The organism is Mycobacterium sp. HUMS_12744610, assembly GCF_041206865.1.
In the GTDB taxonomy this organism is placed as follows: domain Bacteria; phylum Actinomycetota; class Actinomycetes; order Mycobacteriales; family Mycobacteriaceae; genus Mycobacterium; species Mycobacterium servetii.
Genome location: NZ_JBGEDP010000001.1, coordinates 5,307,777 through 5,326,365 on the forward strand (window position 1 = coordinate 5,307,777; position 18,589 = coordinate 5,326,365).

18 protein-coding genes and 3 pseudogenes are annotated in these 18,589 nt (G+C 70.5%); 6 read left to right on the plus strand and 15 right to left on the minus strand.

The features are described 5' to 3' along the window. Positions 1 to 44: 44 nt before the first annotated feature. Complete coding sequence (locus AB8998_RS25780; RefSeq protein WP_369740787.1) at positions 45 to 1,079, minus strand: NAD-dependent epimerase/dehydratase family protein; 1,035 nt, start codon at positions 1,077 to 1,079, stop codon at positions 45 to 47. Next, positions 1,076 to 1,852 (minus strand): S-methyl-5'-thioadenosine phosphorylase, encoded by a 777-nt coding sequence (locus AB8998_RS25785; RefSeq protein ID WP_369740788.1) that lies wholly within the window; start codon positions 1,850 to 1,852, stop codon positions 1,076 to 1,078. Before AB8998_RS25785 ends, AB8998_RS25780 begins: the two co-directional genes overlap by 4 nt. A 60-nt stretch (positions 1,853 to 1,912) precedes the next feature. Here AB8998_RS25785 and AB8998_RS25790 point away from each other — a divergent pair, with 60 nt between their 5' ends. Then, entirely contained in the window at positions 1,913 to 2,785 is an 873-nt protein-coding gene (locus tag AB8998_RS25790) for a 1,4-dihydroxy-2-naphthoate polyprenyltransferase (protein WP_369740789.1), read from the plus strand. A 16-nt stretch (positions 2,786 to 2,801) separates the two neighbouring features. Here AB8998_RS25790 and AB8998_RS25795 read toward each other — a convergent pair whose 3' ends face one another. Continuing rightward, positions 2,802 to 3,083: a DUF4229 domain-containing protein gene (locus AB8998_RS25795; protein WP_369741766.1), complete on the minus strand. Its 282-nt coding sequence runs from the start codon at positions 3,081 to 3,083 to the stop codon at positions 2,802 to 2,804. Positions 3,084 to 3,194: 111 nt separating this feature from the next. Here AB8998_RS25795 and AB8998_RS25800 point away from each other — a divergent pair, with 111 nt between their 5' ends. Next, a complete protein-coding gene (locus AB8998_RS25800) occupies positions 3,195 to 3,356 on the plus strand; it encodes a hypothetical protein (RefSeq protein WP_369740790.1) in 162 nt (53 codons plus the stop codon). A 4-nt stretch (positions 3,357 to 3,360) separates the two neighbouring features. Here AB8998_RS25800 and AB8998_RS25805 read toward each other — a convergent pair whose 3' ends face one another. The 8 genes from AB8998_RS25805 to AB8998_RS25840 all read right to left on the minus strand — a co-directional run bounded on the left by AB8998_RS25805 (position 3,361) and on the right by AB8998_RS25840 (position 11,045). Beyond that, positions 3,361 to 4,659 carry a MinD/ParA family ATP-binding protein gene (locus AB8998_RS25805; RefSeq protein ID WP_369740791.1) on the minus strand — a complete coding sequence of 433 codons (1,299 nt, stop codon included), beginning with the start codon at positions 4,657 to 4,659 and terminating at the stop codon, positions 3,361 to 3,363. A gap of 50 nt (positions 4,660 to 4,709) precedes the next feature. Beyond that, positions 4,710 to 5,687, minus strand: a complete 978-nt coding sequence (gene ccsB, locus AB8998_RS25810) for a c-type cytochrome biogenesis protein CcsB (protein WP_369740792.1) — start codon at positions 5,685 to 5,687, stop codon at positions 4,710 to 4,712. Next, on the minus strand, positions 5,684 to 7,261 hold the full coding sequence (resB, locus tag AB8998_RS25815; RefSeq protein ID WP_369741767.1) for a cytochrome c biogenesis protein ResB: 1,578 nt from the start codon (positions 7,259 to 7,261) through the stop codon (positions 5,684 to 5,686). Before resB ends, ccsB begins: the two co-directional genes overlap by 4 nt. Positions 7,262 to 7,308: 47 nt before the next feature. After that, entirely contained in the window at positions 7,309 to 8,088 is a 780-nt protein-coding gene (locus tag AB8998_RS25820; protein ID WP_369740793.1) for a cytochrome c biogenesis CcdA family protein, read from the minus strand. After that, the gene (locus tag AB8998_RS25825) at positions 8,085 to 8,696 is read right to left on the minus strand and encodes a TlpA disulfide reductase family protein (RefSeq protein WP_369740794.1); all 612 of its coding nucleotides are present in this window, start codon (positions 8,694 to 8,696) and stop codon (positions 8,085 to 8,087) included. Before AB8998_RS25825 ends, AB8998_RS25820 begins: the two co-directional genes overlap by 4 nt. Positions 8,697 to 8,745: 49 nt before the next feature. Continuing rightward, positions 8,746 to 9,354: a histidine phosphatase family protein gene (locus AB8998_RS25830; protein WP_369740795.1), complete on the minus strand. Its 609-nt coding sequence runs from the start codon at positions 9,352 to 9,354 to the stop codon at positions 8,746 to 8,748. Further along, a complete protein-coding gene (gene hemL / locus AB8998_RS25835) occupies positions 9,347 to 10,675 on the minus strand; it encodes a glutamate-1-semialdehyde 2,1-aminomutase (protein WP_369740796.1) in 1,329 nt (442 codons plus the stop codon). Before hemL ends, AB8998_RS25830 begins: the two co-directional genes overlap by 8 nt. Positions 10,676 to 10,775: 100 nt before the next feature. Further along, a complete protein-coding gene (locus tag AB8998_RS25840; RefSeq protein WP_369740797.1) occupies positions 10,776 to 11,045 on the minus strand; it encodes a hypothetical protein in 270 nt (89 codons plus the stop codon). Between the two features lie 84 nt (positions 11,046 to 11,129). Here AB8998_RS25840 and AB8998_RS25845 point away from each other — a divergent pair, with 84 nt between their 5' ends. Both AB8998_RS25845 and AB8998_RS25850 read left to right on the plus strand, forming a co-directional pair. Continuing rightward, positions 11,130 to 11,525: a nitroreductase family deazaflavin-dependent oxidoreductase gene (locus AB8998_RS25845; RefSeq protein ID WP_369741768.1), complete on the plus strand. Its 396-nt coding sequence runs from the start codon at positions 11,130 to 11,132 to the stop codon at positions 11,523 to 11,525. 9 nt (positions 11,526 to 11,534) lie between these two features. Then, positions 11,535 to 11,750, plus strand: a pseudogene (locus AB8998_RS25850) (mandelate racemase); the annotation flags it as partial. Position 11,751: 1 nt separating this feature from the next. On the opposite strand, the gene AB8998_RS25855 reads toward AB8998_RS25850, so the two are convergent. From AB8998_RS25855 to AB8998_RS25865, 3 genes and pseudogenes are all read right to left on the minus strand, one after another. After that, complete coding sequence (locus tag AB8998_RS25855; protein WP_369740798.1) at positions 11,752 to 13,125, minus strand: amino acid permease; 1,374 nt, start codon at positions 13,123 to 13,125, stop codon at positions 11,752 to 11,754. Between the two features lie 125 nt (positions 13,126 to 13,250). Then, complete coding sequence (locus AB8998_RS25860) at positions 13,251 to 14,441, minus strand: SAM-dependent methyltransferase (protein ID WP_475582076.1); 1,191 nt, start codon at positions 14,439 to 14,441, stop codon at positions 13,251 to 13,253. 73 nt (positions 14,442 to 14,514) lie between these two features. Continuing rightward, positions 14,515 to 14,937: pseudogene (locus AB8998_RS25865) on the minus strand (class I SAM-dependent methyltransferase); the annotation flags it as partial. Positions 14,938 to 15,065: 128 nt separating this feature from the next. Between AB8998_RS25865 and AB8998_RS25870 the strand changes: the two are divergent. Further along, a complete protein-coding gene (locus AB8998_RS25870; protein ID WP_369736942.1) occupies positions 15,066 to 16,322 on the plus strand; it encodes an ISL3 family transposase in 1,257 nt (418 codons plus the stop codon). Positions 16,323 to 16,652: 330 nt separating this feature from the next. On the opposite strand, the pseudogene AB8998_RS25875 reads toward AB8998_RS25870, so the two are convergent. Then, positions 16,653 to 17,264 (minus strand): annotated as a pseudogene (locus AB8998_RS25875) (alkaline phosphatase family protein); the annotation flags it as partial. Positions 17,265 to 17,588: 324 nt separating this feature from the next. Here AB8998_RS25875 and AB8998_RS25880 point away from each other — a divergent pair. Beyond that, positions 17,589 to 18,461 carry an alpha/beta hydrolase gene (locus tag AB8998_RS25880; RefSeq protein WP_369740799.1) on the plus strand — a complete coding sequence of 291 codons (873 nt, stop codon included), beginning with the start codon at positions 17,589 to 17,591 and terminating at the stop codon, positions 18,459 to 18,461. The last annotated feature ends 128 nt before the right edge of the window (positions 18,462 to 18,589 follow it).

Consider the following 18,589-nt stretch of genomic DNA (forward strand, 5'->3'; position numbering starts at 1 on the left):
GTGGACGGCGCCGTGCGCCCCGATCGGGCAGAACTGACCCGGATTCAGCCGCGCAGGGGCGCGAAAGCGAAGTCGCGCAGCCCGTTTCGCGGCTCGATGGCCGCCCGGAAGCCCAGAGCTTCGGCGGCGCGGGCCGGATCCGCGACGATGTGGCGCACATCGCCGCTGCGGTACTGGCCGGTCACCACCGGCGCCGACGCACCGTCGCGGGCGGCGCACAGCGCCGTCGCCACCTCCATGATGGAGATCGGCCGCCCCGAGCATACGTTGGCCGCGAGGAAGCCCCCGCGGTCGCTCGCCGCGGCGGCCACGTTCGCGGCCGCCACGTCGTCGACGTGGACGAAGTCACGCATCTGGCCGCCGTCCTCGAAAACCCTTGGCGGTTCTCCTTTTTCCAGCGAGGACCGGAAGATGGCCGCCACCCCCGAATAGGGGGTGTCCCGCGGCATCCCGGGGCCGTAGACGTTGTGGTAGCGCAGCGCCACCACCGACCCGCCCGTCGCCTCCGACCACGCCAGCGCGTAGTGCTCCTGCGCGGTCTTGCTGGCGGCGTACAGGCTGCGCGGCCGCAGGGCGGCGTCCTCGTCGACGAGGCGCCACCGCAACTCCTCACCGCCGACCGGACAGCGGTGCTCGAAGACTCCGGCGTCCAGGTCGGCGCGCCGCCGCGGCAGCGGGTCGACGGGCCCGTGTTCGGGGCAGTGGTAGCGCCCCTGCCCGTACACCACCATCGACGACGCGAGCACCAGGCGGCGCACGCCGGCCGCGAACATCTGCGCGAGCAGCACCGTGGTGGCCAGGTCGTTGTGTCCGCCGTAGGCGGGCGCGTCCGCGGCGTCCACGCCGGCCCCCACGATCGCGGCGTGATGGCACACGAGGTCGACGCCGGCCAGCAGCGGGGCCAGCGCGTCGGCGTCGCGGACGTCGACGCGGTGGCACCCGGGCGGCAGGACCGCGTCCAGGCCGTGCGCGGCCGGCAGCAGCACGTCGACGCCCACCACGTCGTGACCCTCGGCCCGCAGCGCCGCCTCGACCCGCGACCCGATAAAACCGGCCGCGCCGGTCAGCAGCACCCTCACGGCAGCTCGACGGGCAGCGTGACGCCGGTGTGCGGCAGGCAGTGGGTACAGTTGCGTTCGGAGGCCACCCGCGCGATCGCCTCGCGCACCAGCTTCTTGAACAGCTCGACGTTGCGCTGGAACTGCGCGAACACCTCGGCGGTCTTCACCCCCTCCCCGACCGCGACCCCGGCATCCAGGTCGGTGACCAAAGCTATCGTGGCATAACACATTTCGAGTTCACGAGCGAGCACCGACTCCGGGTAGCCGGTCATGTTGACCAGGCCGAACCCGGCCGAGGCGAACCACCGGCTCTCGGCCCGGGTCGAGAACCGCGGACCCTGGACCACCACCATGGTGCCGCCGTCGACCACGTCGGGCAGGCCGGTGACGGCGGCGCGCAAGGTCGGGCAGTACGGATCGGCGAAGTCGACGTGGATGCCGCCGGAGTCGAAGTAGGTGTCGAGGCGGCCGCTCGTGCGATCGACCAGCTGGTCGGGCACGACGACCGTGCCGGGACCGTTGGCCGGGTCGAGGCTACCGACGGCGCACGGGCCGAACACGCGGCGCACCCCGAGCTTGCGCAGCGCCCACATGTTGGCCCGGTAGGGCACGGTGTGCGCCGAAAACTCGTGAGTGGCGCCGTGGCGGGGCAGGAACGCGACCTCGTGCCCGCCGACCGTGCCGAGGGTGACCGGGGCGCTGGGCCGGCCGTAGGGGGTGTCCACGGTGACGGTGCGAACGTCGGATTCGAGAAACGTGTAGAAGCCGCTGCCGCCGATCACCCCGAGCATCCGCCCATTCTGGTGCATGGCCCTTCGGCGGGATGTTGCAGGATGTTGCAGGATATTTTCATGGCCAGTTTCGGGCAGTGGATCTCGGGTGCGCGGCCGCGGACGCTGCCCAACGCGGTGGCGCCCGTGGTCGCCGGAACCGGCGCCGCGGCGTGGCTGCACGCCGCGGTGTGGTGGAAGGCGCTGCTGGCGCTGGCCGTCGCGGTCGCGCTGACCGTCGGCGTCAACTACGCCAACGACTACTCCGACGGCGTCCGCGGCACCGACGACGACCGCGCCGGCCCGGTGCGGCTGGTCGGGGCGCGGCTGGCGGCGCCGCGCGCGGTGCTGACCGCGGCGGTGGCCAGCCTGACGGTGGCCGCCGTCGCGGGTGTGGCGCTGGCGCTGCTGTCCGCGCCGTGGCTGATCGCGGTCGGCGCCGCCTGCATCGCGGGGGCCTGGCTGTACACCGGCGGGTCGAAGCCCTACGGCTACGCCGGTTTCGGCGAGGTCGCGGTGTTCGTGTTCTTCGGCCTGGTCGCGGTGCTGGGCACCGAGTACACCCAGGCGCTGCGGGTGGACTGGGTGGGGCTGGTGCTGGCGGTGTCGACGGGGGCGCTGTCGTCCTCGGTGCTGGTGGCCAACAACCTGCGCGACATCCCCACCGACGCGCAGTCGCACAAGATCACGCTGGCGGTGCGTCTCGGCGACGCCCGCACCCGCACGCTGTACCAGGCGCTGCTGGTGACCGCCGGGGCGCTGACCCTGGTGTTGACGGCGGCCACGCCGTGGTGCGCGGCGGGCCTGGTGGCCACGCCGCTGGCGCTGCGGGCCGCGGGCCCGGTGCGATCGGGCCGCGGCGGCCCGGCGCTGATCCCGGTGCTGCGCGACACCGGCCTGGCGATGATCGTGTGGGCGGTCGCGGTGGCGCTGGCCTTGACGCTGGTGCGCTGACCGGGTGTGCGCTTCCCTAGTCCTCGTCGACGTCCTCGCCGCGCAGGCGGGCTTGCAGCTGTTCTCGTTCCCGGCGGCGGCGTTCCCCGGCCGTCGCGAGCGCGGCGGTGGCCCGCCGGCGCAGCGGGCTGAACAACCAGATGCCCAGCGGCATCGCGATGATCAACGCGAACAACGCGGCGACGATGACGGGGAACTGCGCGATCCCCAGCAGTCGGGCGATCCCGTAGATCACCCCGGTGAGCACGGCCACCAGCAGCAACCGCGCTGCCGCGTAAGGCAGGACACCGCCGATCATGCCGCCGCCCCGGTGTCCGGTGCTTTCCGTGCTTTCGGTGCCTTCTGGGCCAGGCTCTGCTGCCACGGGTCGAGCCTACGACGCGGGTATATTCGCTGCAGGAGGTGTTGAGTGCTCTACCTGCTCGTCGTGCTGATCCTGGGGACCCTGATCTACGTTGGCTGGCGCGCGGCGCGGCTGCAGAACAGCCGCCCGAAGACCCGCGTCATCGGACCCGACGACGATCCCGACTTCCTCCGGCGATTAGGCCACGGGGACAACAACCCTCGCTAGCCGCTCAGCCCAGACCCGGGTTGCGCTGGTCGCCGCCGAACCCGTCGGCAACGACGGCCGCCAGTTCGACGAGCGCCTCGCGGGTCCCCCGCCGCAACCGGTCCAGGTTGATCTCGGCGCCCTCCTCGAGATGCGGGTCGAACGGCACGATGCGCACGGCGCGGCAGCGCCGCGAGAAGTGGTCGACCACCTTGTTCATGTCGACCTTGCCGGTGCGCGGGCGCACCGCGTTGATCACGGCGATCGAATCGCGGACCAGGTCCTCGTGGCCGTGGGCGTCCAGCCAGTCCAGCGTCGCCGAGGCGCTGCGCGCGCCGTCGATCGATCCCGAGCTGACGACGACCAGCACGTCGGCCTTGTCCAGCACCGACGACATCGCCGAGTGCAGCAGCCCGGTGCCGCAGTCGGTGAGCACCAGGCCATAGAACCGTTCCAGGATCTCGAGGGTGCGGTCGTAGTCGGCGGCGCTGAACGCCTCCGACACGGACGGATCGGTCTCCGACGCCAGCACTTCCAGCCCGCTCGGCCCTTTCGAGGTGTACCGGCGAACGTCGCTGTAGCGCGCGATACTCCCGGCGTCGTGCAGCATCTCGCGCACCGTCGCCGCCGTCTCCAGCGGCACCTTCTGGCTCAGGGTGCCACGGTCCGGGTTGGCGTCGACGGCCACCACCCGGTCGCCGCGGATCTCGGCGAACGTCGCCCCCAGCGTCGCGGCGATCGTGGTCTTGCCCACCCCGCCCTTCAGCGACAGCAGCGCGATCCGGTAGCAACCCCGCAGCGGCCGGTTGACCTGGGCCACCAGGTTGTTGTAGCGGGCGGCCCGGGCACCCTCGCCCACGTTGATCAGCCCGTTGGACAGCACGTACAGCAGCCGGCGCCAACCCTCGGTGGGCGGGGGCTTCACCGGGCGCAACAGCATGCTGGTGGACAGCTCCGGGTACGGCGTGTGCGGCAGCGGCTCGGGACGGCGCAGACCCGACGGGGCCGCCGGCGCGGCGTGGACCGCGGTGGGCCCCGCATCGATCGGTCCGGTGTAGTAGGCGCCGTAGGCCGTCGGGTCGACCCGCCTCATGCCGGTCGCCGGGGTCGGTTCCCACTGCGGCATACCGCCCGAGGGGGGCGGCTCCTGCCTGCCGGAGCCCCGCCGCTCCGTGCGGAAGCCGACGAAGGCGCGAGTCGGCGCGTCGCCGCCCGGCTCGGGCGGCGACGCGGCCTGGGGTTCGACAGAGTCCTGCGGGGTAAACTGCCTGGTGGGTTGGTCGGGCGATTCCACGCCCGTCGTCGGCTCGTCGGACACGTGCACTCCCCCTCGATCGGTTATGCGGGTCGTTTTGCCCACTGTCAGACCAGCTGTCAGCCCACCCCCGCATACGAGTGCAGGCCCACGGTCACCAGATTAACGAAGAACAGGTTGAAGACCATCGCCACGAACCCCACGACGTTGATCCAGGCCGCTTTCCGGTCCCGCCACCCCGCGGTCGACCGGGCGTGCAGATAGGCCGCGTACACCACCCACGCGACGAACGACACCGTCTCCTTGGGGTCCCAGCCCCAATACCTGCCCCAGGCCTCCTCGGCCCAGATGGCGCCGAAGATCACGCCGAAGCCGAACACCGGGAACGCGAAGATCGTGGTGCGGTAGGCGATGCGGTCCAGCGTCTGGGCGTCCGGGAACCGCTGCACGAGCCGGGCCAGGGTGCCCTCGGTCTCGGGGTGCCCCAGCCGCGACGTCCGCAGCAGGAACAGGACGCTGGCGATGCCGGCGACCATGAACACCCCCGACCCGAGGCTGACCACCGACACGTGGATGGGCAGCCAGTAGGACTGCAGCGCGGGCATCACCGGGGCCGCGTTGGTGTAGAGCCAGCGGCCCGAAACCGTCAGCAGGATCAGGATCGGCACCAGCAGGAAGACCCACAGCGGGCGGTACTGCGGGCGGCGCAGCACGACGGCGCCGGCGAGCAGGCCGCACAGGCAGGTCAGGTTGATGAACTCGTACATGTTGCCCCACGGCGGGCGCAGGGTGGCCAGACCGCGCAGCACGACGCACGCCACCAGAAGCCCGATGCCGAGGTAGACCACGGCCAGCCCGGCCCGCCCGGTGCGTTCGTCGAACGGCCGCCGGGGGACGTCGTCCACGATGCCGGGAACGGCGCTGTCGACGCCGACGGCACCGGCGAGCACCCGCTCGCGGCGGTCCACGCGCCGCCCGCCCGCGTAGGCCAGCTCGACGGCGAGCAGCAGCAACGCCACCACCAGGGCCACTACGGCCGAGGTGAATGCCCAGTCCGAGTACCGTGCCAGCGTGATGTTGACGTGCAGGGTGTTCATGTGACGTCCACCTGAAGACTCCTCTTGGCGGCCTCGGGGGCCGCGTCCAGTCCGGCGAGCAACCGCTCGCTCAGCCGCTCGAACTCGTCGCCCCATCCGGAGTTGTCGGTGCGTGCCAGACCACCCAGTTCGACGTTCACCGTACCGGGGTCGGTTTCGCCGGCGGGGCTCAGACGCACCCAGACCCGGCGGCGTCGCACCAGCAACGACACGACCAGCCCCGCCATCATCGTGATGGCGAACACCAGCACCCAGGCCTGGCCGGGATCGTGGGACACCTGCAGGTTGACGAACGGCACCGCGCCGTCGAACCGCACGACGGTGCCCGCCGCCGGGCCCGCCTCGATCCGGACCTCCTGGCCGGGGCGTAGGTTGACCCGCTTCTCCCGGGTCAGCCGGTGCTGTTGCAGTAGCCGCGGGTCCAGCGTGAACAGCGACTGGGGCCGCCCGCTGTCCAGGCCGGTGTCGCCGCGGTAGACGTCGATGGCCACCGCCGGGGCGTTCAGAGCCGGGAACCGCGACGACAAAAGGGTGCCATCGAGCTGCTCGGTCGGCGCGAGCAGGCCCTGGATAGCGATCTCGTGCTGGCGGCGTTCCGTCGCGTCGGGGTAGCTGCCGGCGGGCGGGTCGATGCGCACCACGCCCGACGACAACAGGGTGCGCGGGTTGTCGGGCCGCCATTGCACGGTCGACGTGCGGGTCTGCCCGCCCGGGAATATCACGGTGAAGGTGGGCGCGTACCCGTGGCCCTGCAGGTAGACGCGGTCGCCGCCGACGCGCAGCGGATGGTTGACCTCCAGCCGGTACGGGTGCCACGCGTCGGCGCTCAGGTCTCCGCCCGCCTGGTAGTCGATGTCGGCGGCGTAGGAGGTGGCCTGCCCCGACGGCAGGTAGTGGGCCGCGAAGTCGTCCACCCGGATGCAGATGGGGTGCAGCGACGTGCCGTCGACGGTGTTGCCGGCGCGGAACGAGTCGAACGCGGCCGGGGAGGCCGAGCAGAAGCCAGGTCCGCCGTCGGCGATGACGATCACGTTGCCCTCGTAGCCGAACAGCTTGCCGACGGCCACCGCGACCAGCAGGCCCAGCAGCGAGAAGTGGAACACCAGGTTGCCGAATTCGCGCAGGTAGCCCTTCTCCGCGGAGATCTCGACGGTGCCCGGGGTGCCGCCTTCGTGCCGGATCGCCGTGCGCCAGCCCCGCAGCCGGCCCTCGATCGTGTTGGCCAGTGCGTTGAGGTCGCCGATGCCGGCCCCGACGCGGGTGACGGCGTGCTTGGGCAGCCGGGCCAGGTTGCGCGGCGCGGCCACCGGCGTGGCTCGCAGGCTGCGGGCGTGCTCGATCATCCGCGGGGTGAGACAGCCCACCAGGGAGACGAACAGCAGCACGTACACGGCGGTGAACCAGAAGCTGGAGAACACGTCGAAGGCCTGCAGCCGGTCCAGCCACGGGCCGATCACCGGGTGCGACTTGATGTAGTCGTCGACCTTGCCGGCGTTGAGGCTGCGCTGGGGCAGCAGGGCCCCGGGTATCGCGCCGAGCGCGAGCAGGAACAGCAGCACCAGCGCGGTGCCCATCGAGGTCAACGCGCGCCAGGTGTTGCGCGCCCAGGCGAGTACGGCGCTCAAATCGGCAGCCTCACGTCGGAGACGAACGCGTCGCGCAGCCACGACACGAAGTCGTTCCACGCCCCGGTGACCAGCAGCGCGCCGACCGCGATCAGCAGCGCGCCGCCGAACATCTGGATGGCCCGGGTGTGCCGCCGCAGCCAGCCCAGGCCCGCCACCGCCCCCGCCGAGCCGAACGCCAGCGCCACGAACGGGATCCCCAGCCCCAGGCAGTAGGCGATGACCAGCACGATCCCGCGGGCGACGTCGGCGCCCTGGGTGGCCGAGGCCAGCGTGATCACCCCGGTCAGCGTCGGACCCAGGCACGGCGTCCAGCCCAGCGCGAACACCGCGCCGAGCAGCGGCGCGCCGGCGACGGTGGTGAACCGCCGCGGGCTGAACCGCGCCTGGCGCTGCAGCGCCGGGATCAGGCCGACGAACACCAACCCCATCACGATGGTCAGCACGCCGCCCGCCCGCTGCAGCAGCAGCTGGTTGGTGATCAGCGTGGTCGTCATGCCGAGCACGGCGACGGTGCCCAGCACGAACACCGTCGTGAACCCGGCGACGAACAACGCCGCCGACCCCGCGACCCGCCACCGGGCGCCCGGCGGGGCCTCGGTGGCGCCCGGCGGCGGCTGCTCGTCCACCCCGACCACGGCCGCCAGATACGACAGGTAACCCGGCACCAGCGGCACCACGCACGGTGAGGCGAACGACACCAGCCCGGCGAGCAGGCACACGCCGAGGGCCACCACCAGCGGGCCGGCGGCGGCGAGGTGGGCGAAGCCGCTCATCGCGGCGCGGCCTGGCCGGCCGGGGACTCGTGGGCCACCCGCTCCACGACGGGCTGCAGGTCCTGGGCGAGCAGCTCCCGCAGGAACACCGCCGCGACGCGGTGCCGGCGGTCCAGCACCAGGGTGGACGGGATGACGGTGGTGGGGTACTTGCCGCCGAACGCGATGAGCGTGCGCATCGCCGGGTCGTAGATCGACGGGTAGGTCACGTGCCGGTCGTCGACGAAGTCCAGCGCGGCCTGGCGGCTGTTGTCGCGGACGTCGATGCCCAGGAAGGACACCCCCGCGTCGCGGGTGGCGTCGTAGACCCGCTGCAGCTGGCCGATCTCGGCCCGGCACGGACCGCACCACTGTCCCCACACGTTGACGACGACGACGCGGCCGGCGAAGTCGTTCAGCGACAGCATGCGCGCCGGGTCGGCTAGGTCCGGCCCGGACAGCGGGCCCGGGCGGCCGCGGCTGGACGGCGGGTCGTAGTAGATGTCGGTCTTGCCGCCGGGCGAGACGAACTCGAAGGTGCCGCCCTGGGCCACCGCGTCGCGACCGGTGCAGCCGGCGAGCAGGCCCGCCAGCATCATCGCGACCATCGCCAGCCCTCGCACGACCAAGGCGCCACTCCTCCTCATCGCTTTGCTCTGCATCGTCGCCGGCGCACGATCACGGCGCCGCCGGCTCGGAGTACTCGACGTCGACCAGCCGGTCGCCGTCGTAGACGAGCGTGGTGACCGAGGCGAGCCCGCATTCCCGCCGCCGCGGGTCGTGCCAGAGCCGCCTGCCGGTGACGTGCAGCCGCAGCGTCCACACCGGCAGCTGATGGCTCACGCACACCACCTCCTGGCCGGCGCCGCGGGCGCGCGCCTTGTCCACCGCGCTGCTCATCCGCGCAGCGATCTCGGCGTACGGCTCGCCCCACGACGGGGTGAACGGGTCGCGCAGCCGCCACCAGAACCGCGGGTCGCGCCAGGCGCCATCGCCCGGGCTCACGCGGCGGCCCTCGAAGAAGTTGGCCGACTCGATGAGGTCGGGATCGGTGTCCACGGGCAGGTCGTGCCTGGCGGCGATGGGGGCGGCGGTTTCCTGCGCCCGCTGCAGCGGGGAGGCGATCACCGCCGCGATGTCGCGACCGGCCAGCGCGTCGGCGACCGCGTCCGCCTGCGCCCTCCCCCGCTCCGACAGGCGGAATCCGGGCAGCCGGCCGTAGAGGATCCCGCTGGGATTGTGCACCTCGCCGTGGCGGATCACATGCACCCGGGTTTTCTCAGCCATGGGGTCCGTCCTGCGCGGCGGCCGCGCGGGCGGCACCCGGAAGCGCCGCCGCGATCCGGTCGAAGGCGCCCTCGTCCAGCGCGGCCGAGACGAACCACGCCTCGAACGCGCTGCACGGCGGGTAGACGCCCGCGTCGAGCAGGGCGTGGAAGAAGGCGGGGAAGCGCCAGGTCTCGCTGGCGCGCGCGGCGGCGAAGTCGGTCACCGGCGCGTCGGTGAAGAAGACGCTGAACATGTTGCCGGCGCGGGGAATCTGATGCGGCACACCGGCTTCAGTCAACGCCTCGGAGAGCAGCGCGGTCAGGCGGTCGGCGTTGGCGTCCAGCGCGGCGTAGACCGCGTCGTCGGCGGCCCGCAGCGTGGCCAGACCGGCGGCCATCGCGACCGGGTTCCCCGACAACGTCCCGGCCTGGTACACCGGCCCCAGCGGCGCCAGCCGTTCCATCACCTCCGCCCGGCCGCCGAACGCCGCGGCGGGCAGCCCGCCGCTCATCACCTTGCCGAACGTGAACAGGTCGGCGGCGACGGGATCGATTCCGTACCAACCACTTCGGCTGACCCGGAACCCCGTCATCACCTCGTCGGAGATCAGCAGCGCCCCGTGCTCGGCGGTGATCGCGCGCAGCGCCGCGTTGTAGCCGGGCGCCGGCGGCACGACGCCCATGTTGCCCGGGCTGGCCTCGGTGATCACCGCCGCGATCTCTTCGCCGAACCGGGCGAACGTCTGCCGGACGGCCTCGATGTCGTTGTAGGGCAACACGATAGTGTCGGCCGCGGCCGCCCCGGTGACCCCGGGCGAGGACGGCAGGCCCAGCGTCGCCACCCCGGAGCCGGCGTCGGCCAGCAACGCGTCGGCGTGGCCGTGGTAGCAGCCGGAGAATTTGACGAGCTTGGCCCGGCCGGTGAACCCGCGGGCCAGCCGCACCGCGCTCATCGTGGCCTCGGTGCCGGAGTTCACCAACCGGATCCGCTCGACGGCCGACACCCGCCCGATGATCTCGGCGGCCAGCTCGCTCTCGGCCGGCGTGGGCGCGCCGAACGACAGGCCGGAAGCGGCGGCGGTGGCGACGGCGTCGACGACCGCGGGGTGGGCGTGGCCGAGGATCATCGGCCCCCAGGAGCAGACCAGGTCGACGTAGCGGTTGCCGTCGGCGTCGGTGAGCCGGCAGCCGCTCGCCTCGGTGATGAACCGCGGGGTGCCGCCGACGGCGGCGAAGGCGCGGACCGGGGAGTTCACCCCGCCAGGGATGACGGCGCAGGCATCCGCGAACAGACGCGCGGAAACCGCGGTCGACGTCGTCGTCTGCTCCGAACTACCCATGGCCACCAGTGTCCCAGCCGTCTTGACCCGGTCCACTACAGGGTGTAGCAGACCGGCTACATCATGCCCGCCCGCACTCGCCGCTGGCGACCTGCGCAGGTCAATCGGGGTATTGGCGATCGGCCTCCTGGGCCGTCGTCAGGTCGCGGCGCGCGGCCTCGCGTTCCCCTTCGGCCGCCAGCCGGTGGGCGGCGACGTCGCCCAGGCCCTCCTCGACCGCCAGCTCGTGGGCCTCGGCGGCGCGCTCGTGGGCGTGCGCGGCGCGCTTGACGTCCTCCTCGGTGACGGGCCGGTGGGCGGCAAGGTCCCGTTCCCGGCGCGACAGTTCCGCGGCGCGCTGTGCGGCCTTGTCACCCGGCGAGTCGGCCATGCCCGCGAGCATTAGCCCCCCTTTGCCCGTGGATGCGCGCGACAGCTGTTGATGTCGGCCGCCGCCGGCGAGTTGGATGTCGGTATGCAACTTCCGCAAGGGCTCGCTCGCTTCAACCGACGTGTCACCAACCCCGTGCAGCGGATGTGGGCCGGCTGGGCTCCCACGTTCGCCATCGTCGAGCACACCGGCCGGCGCTCGGGCAAGCCGTACCGCACGCCTGTCACCGTCTTCAGCGCCGAGATCGACGGCAAGCCCGGCGTGGCCATCCTGTTGACCTACGGCCCCGACCGCGACTGGCTCAAGAACCTCACCGCCGCGGGAGGCGGGCGGATGCGCCGCTACGGTAAGGCTTTTGGTGTGATCGACCCGCGCGTGGTGCCGAAGGCCGAGGCGGCGGAGCACGTCGCTCCCCGGTGGCAGCCGATTTTCCGGAGACTGCCGTTCGAGCAGGCAGTGCTGCTGACTCGGACCCCCTGAGAACGCGCGATGCGGATCACCGCGATCCTCGAGCGCCGGGTAACGCTGCACAGCGCACCCGCCAACGCCGTCGTCGACTTCTCGCACCACGCCGTCTCGCTCGTCGCGCTGCGCAGCGACGTCGTCCGCGGCGGAAGGCCCGTGACGGGCGTGGCCTTCGACTCGATCGGCCGCTTCGCCCAGAGCGGCATCCTGCGCGACCGGATGATCCCGCGGCCCACTGCGCCTAGTTCGCACAGTCGCCCAACGGTTTCGGGCGCCGCCCGGCGGGGACGTGCGCCGGGGCGGCCGGCGCCGCGGTCTGCGGGTCGCGCCGGCCGCGCCGCCACCGGGCGAGAACGTACAGCGCGATCACGACGGCCCAGGACAGCAGGCCGAGCCAGAACTGGCTGCGCGCCGCCGGATCGAACGCCATGCGCGCCAGCACCGCGACGAGTCCGGCCACCGTCAGCAGCGACAGCACCGGGTACAACCACATCCTCACCGGCAGCCGCTCGGGCGGCGTCCGGCGGCGCAGCACGATCTGGGACACCGCGATCAGCACGTAGACGAACAGGACGATGGTGCCCGAGGAATTCACCAGGAAGATGAACACCGTGTCGGGCGCGACCCACGCCATGACGACGCAACCGAACCCCACCCCCGAGGAACCCAGGATGGCCAGCGCGGGAACCCCGCGCGCGCTGATCTTGACCAGGCGGGCCGGCGCCTCGCCGCGGGTGGCCAGGGTGAATAGCATGCGCGACGAGCTGTACAGGCCCGAGTTCAGGCACGACAGCACCGCGGTGAGCACCACCGCGTTCATGAACTGGTCGGCGCCGGGAATCCCCATGTGCCGCAACGCCGCCACATAGGGGGAACTGCCGGGCTGCACGGCGTTCCACGGCAACACCACCACGATCACGAACACCGAGCCGACGAAGAAGACCCCGATCCGCGCCAGCACGGAGTTCATCGCCCGCTGCACCGCGCGTTCGGGGTCACGACTTTCGGCCGCGGCGATGGTGACCACCTCGGTGCCGGTCATCGAGAAGACCACCACCACGATCGCGGTGAACACCGCACCCACACCCCTGGGGAAGAACCCGCCGTGGGCGGTGAGGTTGGAGAAGTCCATCGGGTGGCCGGGCACGAGCCCGAAGGCGAACGCCGCGCCGAGCAGCAGGAACGCCACGATGGTCGCCACTTTGATTCCGGCGAACCAGAATTCGAACTCGCCGAAGGACGACACCGAGAACAGGTTCGTCGCGGTCATCAACGTCATCAGGCACAGCGACGTCAGCCACAGCGGCGCGTGGAACCAGTAGTTGACGACCTTGCCGCCGGCCACCGCCTCGAACCCCACGACGATCACCCAGAAGTACCAGTACAGCCAGCCGACGGAGAACCCGGCCCAGCCGCCGAGGGCCTGCGCCGCGTAGTCGGCGAACGAACCGGTCACAGGGTTCGCGGCGGCCATCTCGCCGAGCATGCGCATCACCAGCACGATCAGCGCGCCGCAGAGCGCGTAGGTGACGAACACGGCGGGGCCGGTGGCGCGGATGGCCACGCTGGATCCCACGAACAGTCCGGCGCCGATCACACCGCCGATGGCGATCATGTTGAGCTGCCGCTGCGACAGCCCCCGGTGCAGTGCTGGCTCGGTGTCGATTACGTCACCCTTCCGCGCCCTTCCGCGCCCTTCCGCAAGCTGAGCAATTCACGATACCGGCCGGCGCGGCGGACTCAGCTGGGCTTACGGAAGTGTTGGACGCCCCAGGCCAGGTGACCGTCGTCGGCCGCGCTCACCCAGTTCTTCAACCCCACCTGCATGTTGTCGAGGTACTCCGCCGACGCCTTCTCCTCGAGTTCGCCGCGCCGGGCCTCGAGCTCCTCGAGCACGCGCTGATAGTGGGTGCGCAGGTTGCCGACCAGGTCGATCTGGTCGACCACCTCGAAGCCCACCGCGTGCGCCGCCTCGCGGTAGAAGCGCATCGATCCCAGGTCCGACAGGTTCAGCCGGTCGTAGACGGGTTGCAGCACCCCGTCGGGGACGTCGTCGGCCTGCATCGGGTCGGTGAAGATCAGCTCGCCGCCGGGCTTGAGCACCCGGAACGCCTCCTCGAGCACCTTGCGGCGGTCGGCGGCGTGCAGGATCGCGTCCTGGGACCACACGACGTCGTAGCTGCCGTCCGGTGCGGGGACGTCATCGAAGCTGCCGTGCAGCACCCGGACCTTGTCTTCCAGGCCGGCGTGACGGTTCTTGTCCCGGTTGGTCTCGTTCTGCACCTCCGAGAGGTTGAGGCAGGTGACCGAACAGCCGTGCTCCCTGGCGATGTGCCGCGCGGACCCGCCGTAGCCGGACCCCAGGTCCAGCACGCTGGTGTCGGCATCGACCTTCGACAGCCGGCCGATCATGCGGTTGGCGGTCTCGACGCCGGCCGTCCCGATGTCGCGGGTGTTCTCGTAGCAGCCGACGTGGATATCCTCGCCGCCCCAGACCATCGAGTAGAACGCGTCGGCGTCGGCGCTGTCGTAGTAGGCCTCCGGCTCGGCGTTGCTGTCGGTCAGGCCTCTTTCGCTCTCTGGTCCTTCCCCCCCGTCGCCGTGGATCGATTTCTCCGCAATGTGGACGAAGAAATCGGGCTCGGTGTCCTCGTATGTTTCCTGAAAGTCGCCGTACGTGCGCACGGTGGTGAATCCCGCTTCGAACATCAGGCGGCGAACGTAAGACTTTCGCAGCGGAAACATGTTCAATGTGTATTCGGCACCGTCCGGGAACGTGTATTTGAAACGCGCCAGACCGTCGTCGACGTACTCCGGTTCCGCGGAGACCCGATCGCCGCAATAGTAGTATTTGTGCTTCGACTTGAAACCGTGGTCCAGGATTTCGTCGTAATTGCGCTGGTCGAGGATCAGAATTCCGTCGTGGCGCAATGCGGCATAGAATTCGGCCAGCCCGGCGGCGATCGTGCTCCTCGTGCAGGTGGGTGAAAGAGTTGCCGAGGCAGATGATGGCGTCGTATTTGCCCTGGATGCCCCGGTTCAGCTCCCGCCAGTCGGCCTGGACGGTCCTGATGATCAGACCGCGCTTCCTGCCGTTCTCAAAGGCCTTGGCCAGCATCGCCGCCGAACCGTCGGCACTGGTCACGTCGAAACCCGCCTGGGTCAGGCGGACCGAGTGGAAGCCGGTGCCGGTGGCGACGTCGAGGACGTGGTGCTTGCCCCGTGCGCGCAGGACATCGACAAAAAACCGGCCCTCGGATTCGGCGCGAGCATCCCAGTCGATCAATTGATCCCATTTTTCGACGAAGCTCATCACATATTCGGCACGATATAACCCGGTCTCACGGTTGGACAACGGATCATCACCGTAAACTTGGTCGTGTAACTCGAGTTCTACGTTCTCCCGCGGGGCGGATATACTAGTCATCTAACCTTTCTTTCCAGGCTCTTGTGACGTTGTCGTGGGTTCGCTGACCTGGGAATTTGGGCGCAACGCCGTGTCCTGCTTACGTTTTGGACTGTCTAGGGTTCAATCCGCGAGAAGGAGCTACGGCGTTGCGCATGTCCAGGGTATTGGCGAGCGGTCTGGGTGACCAAAACATGGTGATCGAGGACGTGACGATCGAGACCGAGACCACGGGTCGGAAGCAGCCGAAGACCTCCGAAGTTCTGGTGTTCTCGGTGCGGCCCAAGGCGTCGCAGGCGGGCCGGTGCTCGCGGTGCCGGAAGCGGTGCCCGGGCTATGACGCGGGGGGCCGGGACGGGAACGGGATCAGGCGCTGGCGGACCCTGGATGTGGGGACCACAAAGGCGTATCTGCAGGCCGCGGCCCCGCGGGTGGCATGCGGCGAGCATGGGGTGGTGGTTGCGCATGTGCCGTGGGCGCGGCCGGGCGCCAAACACACCTGGGCGTTCGAGGACACCTGCGCGTGGCTGGCCGCGCACACCGCATTGAGTGTGCTCACGGTGCTGCTGCAGATCGCCTGGCGCACCGTGGCGGCGATCGTGACCAGGGTGGTGGCCGATGGCCGCGACACCAACGACCTGCTCGCCGGACTGTCGCGGATCGGCATCGACGAGATCGCCTACCGCAAGGGACATCGCTACTTGACGTGCGTGGTTGACCACACGACAGGCCGGCTGGTGTGGGCCGGCGAGGGCCGCAACCAGGACACGCTGGGCCGGTTCTTCGATCAGCTCGGCGCCGAGCGGGCCAAGCTGCTCACCCACGTCAGCTGCGACGGGGCGGAATGGATCCACGCCCTGGTGCGTGCCCGCGCGCCGCAGGCGCTGATTTGCCTGGATGGGTTTCATGTCGTGGCCTGGGCCATGAAGGCACTGGACAAGGTGCGGGTACGCACCATGACCCGCGCCGGGATCACCGATCGGCACGCCATGTGGGCGACCCGCAAGAACCCGGCTGACCTGTCCTGCGAGCAGCGCACCAGCCTCGCTAAGATCGCCGACACCAACCGCACCCTCTACCGGGCGTATCTGCTCAAAGAGCAACTACGCGAGGTGTTTCGGGTCAAGGGCACCCACGGGCGGCAGCTGCTGGCCGGCTGGCTGTCGTGGGCGTCGCACTCACGCATCCCCGAGTTCGCCGCGCTGGCCCGCAGCATCCGCCGCTACCGCGACCTCATCTGGAACACGCTCGATCACGGCCTGTCCAACGCCCGATCCGAAGCCACTAACACCCACCTGCGGGCATTAACCAAACGCGCCTACGGATTCCACAGCCCAGACGCACTCATCGCCATGGCCATGCTCACCCGAGGCGGCCTCTGCCCAGCACTACCCGGACGGAAATGACCCACTACAACGTCAGTAGATCCTCTTTCCAGTCGCCCGACACAATCTGCAACTCGGTGGCGCGTTCGGTGCGCCTACAGTCACGGAATGCGCCGCCGCCCGCCCCCGAGCCGTGAGCGAACTCAGTGCCGGTGCATTCCGTCGAGCGAAAACGACGTGGTCCGGGTTGAGTCCCATTCGTGCCATTTCACACGCGAAACTGTCCGCACGACCCGTCACTCTCACACCGGCCCCTGAGTGTAGCGGTAGCCGTGTGCAACTGTGAACCACGGTCACAATTACGAAACGGCGAACATTGCGGGCGGGACCGGTTGCCGGGGCCGCCCCTCGCTACCGCGGGTTGCCGGTGTGCGGGTCGAGCCGCAGCGCCGGCTGCGCCGGTCCGCTGAAGTCGAACATCGCGGCCAGCGAACCGGCGCGTTCGTCGAACGAGTGGTCGCCGACGCGGCCGGTGTCCCAGTTGTCCTCGACGAACCGCAGGATCGACGCCTGGTCGGTCCCCTGGCCGCCGCCGGCGTCACCGATGACCGTGTGCGGCGGGAACGATCGGCCGTGCGGCATGAACCTCGTTGTGACGCCGTGGGTCTGGCCCGAGATCAGGTTGAGGTGTCCGGGCGTCGAGGGTCCGAAGGTGGTGCCGTAGAAGTTGTCGCTCAACGAGTAGTGCTGGGCGTAGTTCCACAGCGCAGTCAACGTGTTGCCGTCGTAGTAGCCCATCACCAGACCGGGCGCACCGAACGCCGGCGGGGGGCACAGCCCGCTCTCGGTGTTCTCGACGAAGCGGTCCATGACACCGCCGTCAAAGGCCAGTTGTTCGGCCCGGTAGGCGTGGTCCTGGTCGCAGGTCACCTGCTGACCGGGTCCGCCCAGGCGCCTCGGCTGTGCCGCGTTGGGGTTGTGCGACAACAACTCCGGGGTGAGACCGTCGACCGCCGGGGTGCCCGCCGCGGCCGTGAAGGGCTGCCCGTCGACGTTGGCCGCGTGGGCGTAGGTCCCGAAATAGGGGGTCGAACGACACGTTCTCCTGGAACAGCATCACCAGGTGGTGGATGGGCGTGGCGGTCGCGGCGCGGGATGACGGGCGCAGGACGCGACGACGACGAGCGCGCCGCAACGCCGTACCGCCCCGCGCCAGAGTACGACCGACCCCAACCCGCGACGTCGCGAACCGCCCGCGGCACCGAATGTCACCCTTTCGTGACCGGTTCATCACGAAACCGGTCACGCGGCGTGCCCGGCGGGGTTCAGATCGGTCGGCGCGGCAGCATGACGCGCGTGGCTGACGTGAATCGCCGTGCGCTGTTGCGCATCGGCGCCGGTGCCGGCGCGGCCGCCGCCGGTGTGTGGGCGCTGAGCGCGCTGCTGGACCCGCTGGAGCCGCGGGCGGCGCCGCAGCCGCAGGCACCGGCACCGTTCGAGCCCTCGACCGCGGGAACGACCCTGCCGACCCGGCTGACCGGCTCGTTCGTCTCCGCCGCCCGCGGCGGCATCAGGACCAACTGGGTCATCGCCCTCCCGCCGGGCCAGAGCGCACCGCTGCGTCCGGTGATCGCGCTGCACGGAGTGGACGGCGACGCCAACCAGATGCTCGACGTCGGCGTCGAGAACGGGCTCGCCCAACTGGTCAGGGCGGGCCGCCCGCCGTTCGCGGTGGTGGGCGTGGACGGCGGCAACACCTACTGGCACCGGCGGGCGTCGGGCGTGGACTCCGGCGCCATGGTGCTCAACGAGCTGCTGCCCATGCTCACCTCGATGGGCATGGACACCTCCCGGGTGGCTTTCATGGGATGGTCGATGGGCGGCTACGGCGCGCTGCACCTGGGCGCCAAGCTGGGACCGGCCCGCACCGCCGGGATCTGCGCGATCAGCCCGGCGCTGTTCACCTCGTTCGCGACCAGCGATCCCGGTGCGTTCGACAGCTACGACGACTGGGTGCAGAACAGTGTGCTGGGCGTGCCGGCGCTGTCGCAGATCCCGCTGCGGGTCGACTGCGGCACCTTCGACCGCTTCGCCTTGGCCACCCGCCAGTTCGTCGGCCAGCTCACCGCCCCGCCGTCGGGCAGCTTCTCGCTGGGCGGCCACGACATGTTCTATTGGCGCGGGCAGCTGCCCGGCGAGCTGGCCTGGCTGGCGGCCTAGCCGAGACACCGCAGGAATGAACTTCAACCGACGAGTCAACGTCTCAGCAGTGAAAGGGTTTTGGAGGTTTCACGGATGACTCCGTTGCTGCTGGTATGCATCGCGGCCGCCACCCCCGTCGTGGGGGC

What these genes read in the sequence shown, in the direction of transcription:
- AB8998_RS25785 (WP_369740788.1), bottom strand. Translation starts at nt 1,852, where the DNA reads ATGCTCGGGGTGATCGGCGGCAGCGGCTTCTACACGTTTCTCGAATCC.
- AB8998_RS25790 (WP_369740789.1), top strand. Translation starts at nt 1,913, where the DNA reads ATGGCCAGTTTCGGGCAGTGGATCTCGGGTGCGCGGCCGCGGACGCTG.
- AB8998_RS25795 (WP_369741766.1), bottom strand. Translation starts at nt 3,083, where the DNA reads ATGATCGGCGGTGTCCTGCCTTACGCGGCAGCGCGGTTGCTGCTGGTG.
- ccsB (WP_369740792.1), bottom strand. Translation starts at nt 5,687, where the DNA reads ATGAACACCCTGCACGTCAACATCACGCTGGCACGGTACTCGGACTGG.
- resB (WP_369741767.1), bottom strand. Translation starts at nt 7,261, where the DNA reads ATGGGCACCGCGCTGGTGCTGCTGTTCCTGCTCGCGCTCGGCGCGATA.
- AB8998_RS25820 (WP_369740793.1), bottom strand. Translation starts at nt 8,088, where the DNA reads ATGAGCGGCTTCGCCCACCTCGCCGCCGCCGGCCCGCTGGTGGTGGCC.
- AB8998_RS25830 (WP_369740795.1), bottom strand. Translation starts at nt 9,354, where the DNA reads ATGGCTGAGAAAACCCGGGTGCATGTGATCCGCCACGGCGAGGTGCAC.
- hemL (WP_369740796.1), bottom strand. Translation starts at nt 10,675, where the DNA reads ATGGGTAGTTCGGAGCAGACGACGACGTCGACCGCGGTTTCCGCGCGT.
- AB8998_RS25840 (WP_369740797.1), bottom strand. Translation starts at nt 11,045, where the DNA reads ATGGCCGACTCGCCGGGTGACAAGGCCGCACAGCGCGCCGCGGAACTG.
- AB8998_RS25845 (WP_369741768.1), top strand. Translation starts at nt 11,130, where the DNA reads ATGCAACTTCCGCAAGGGCTCGCTCGCTTCAACCGACGTGTCACCAAC.
- AB8998_RS25855 (WP_369740798.1), bottom strand. Translation starts at nt 13,125, where the DNA reads ATGATCGCCATCGGCGGTGTGATCGGCGCCGGACTGTTCGTGGGATCC.
- AB8998_RS25880 (WP_369740799.1), top strand. Translation starts at nt 17,589, where the DNA reads ATGACGCGCGTGGCTGACGTGAATCGCCGTGCGCTGTTGCGCATCGGC.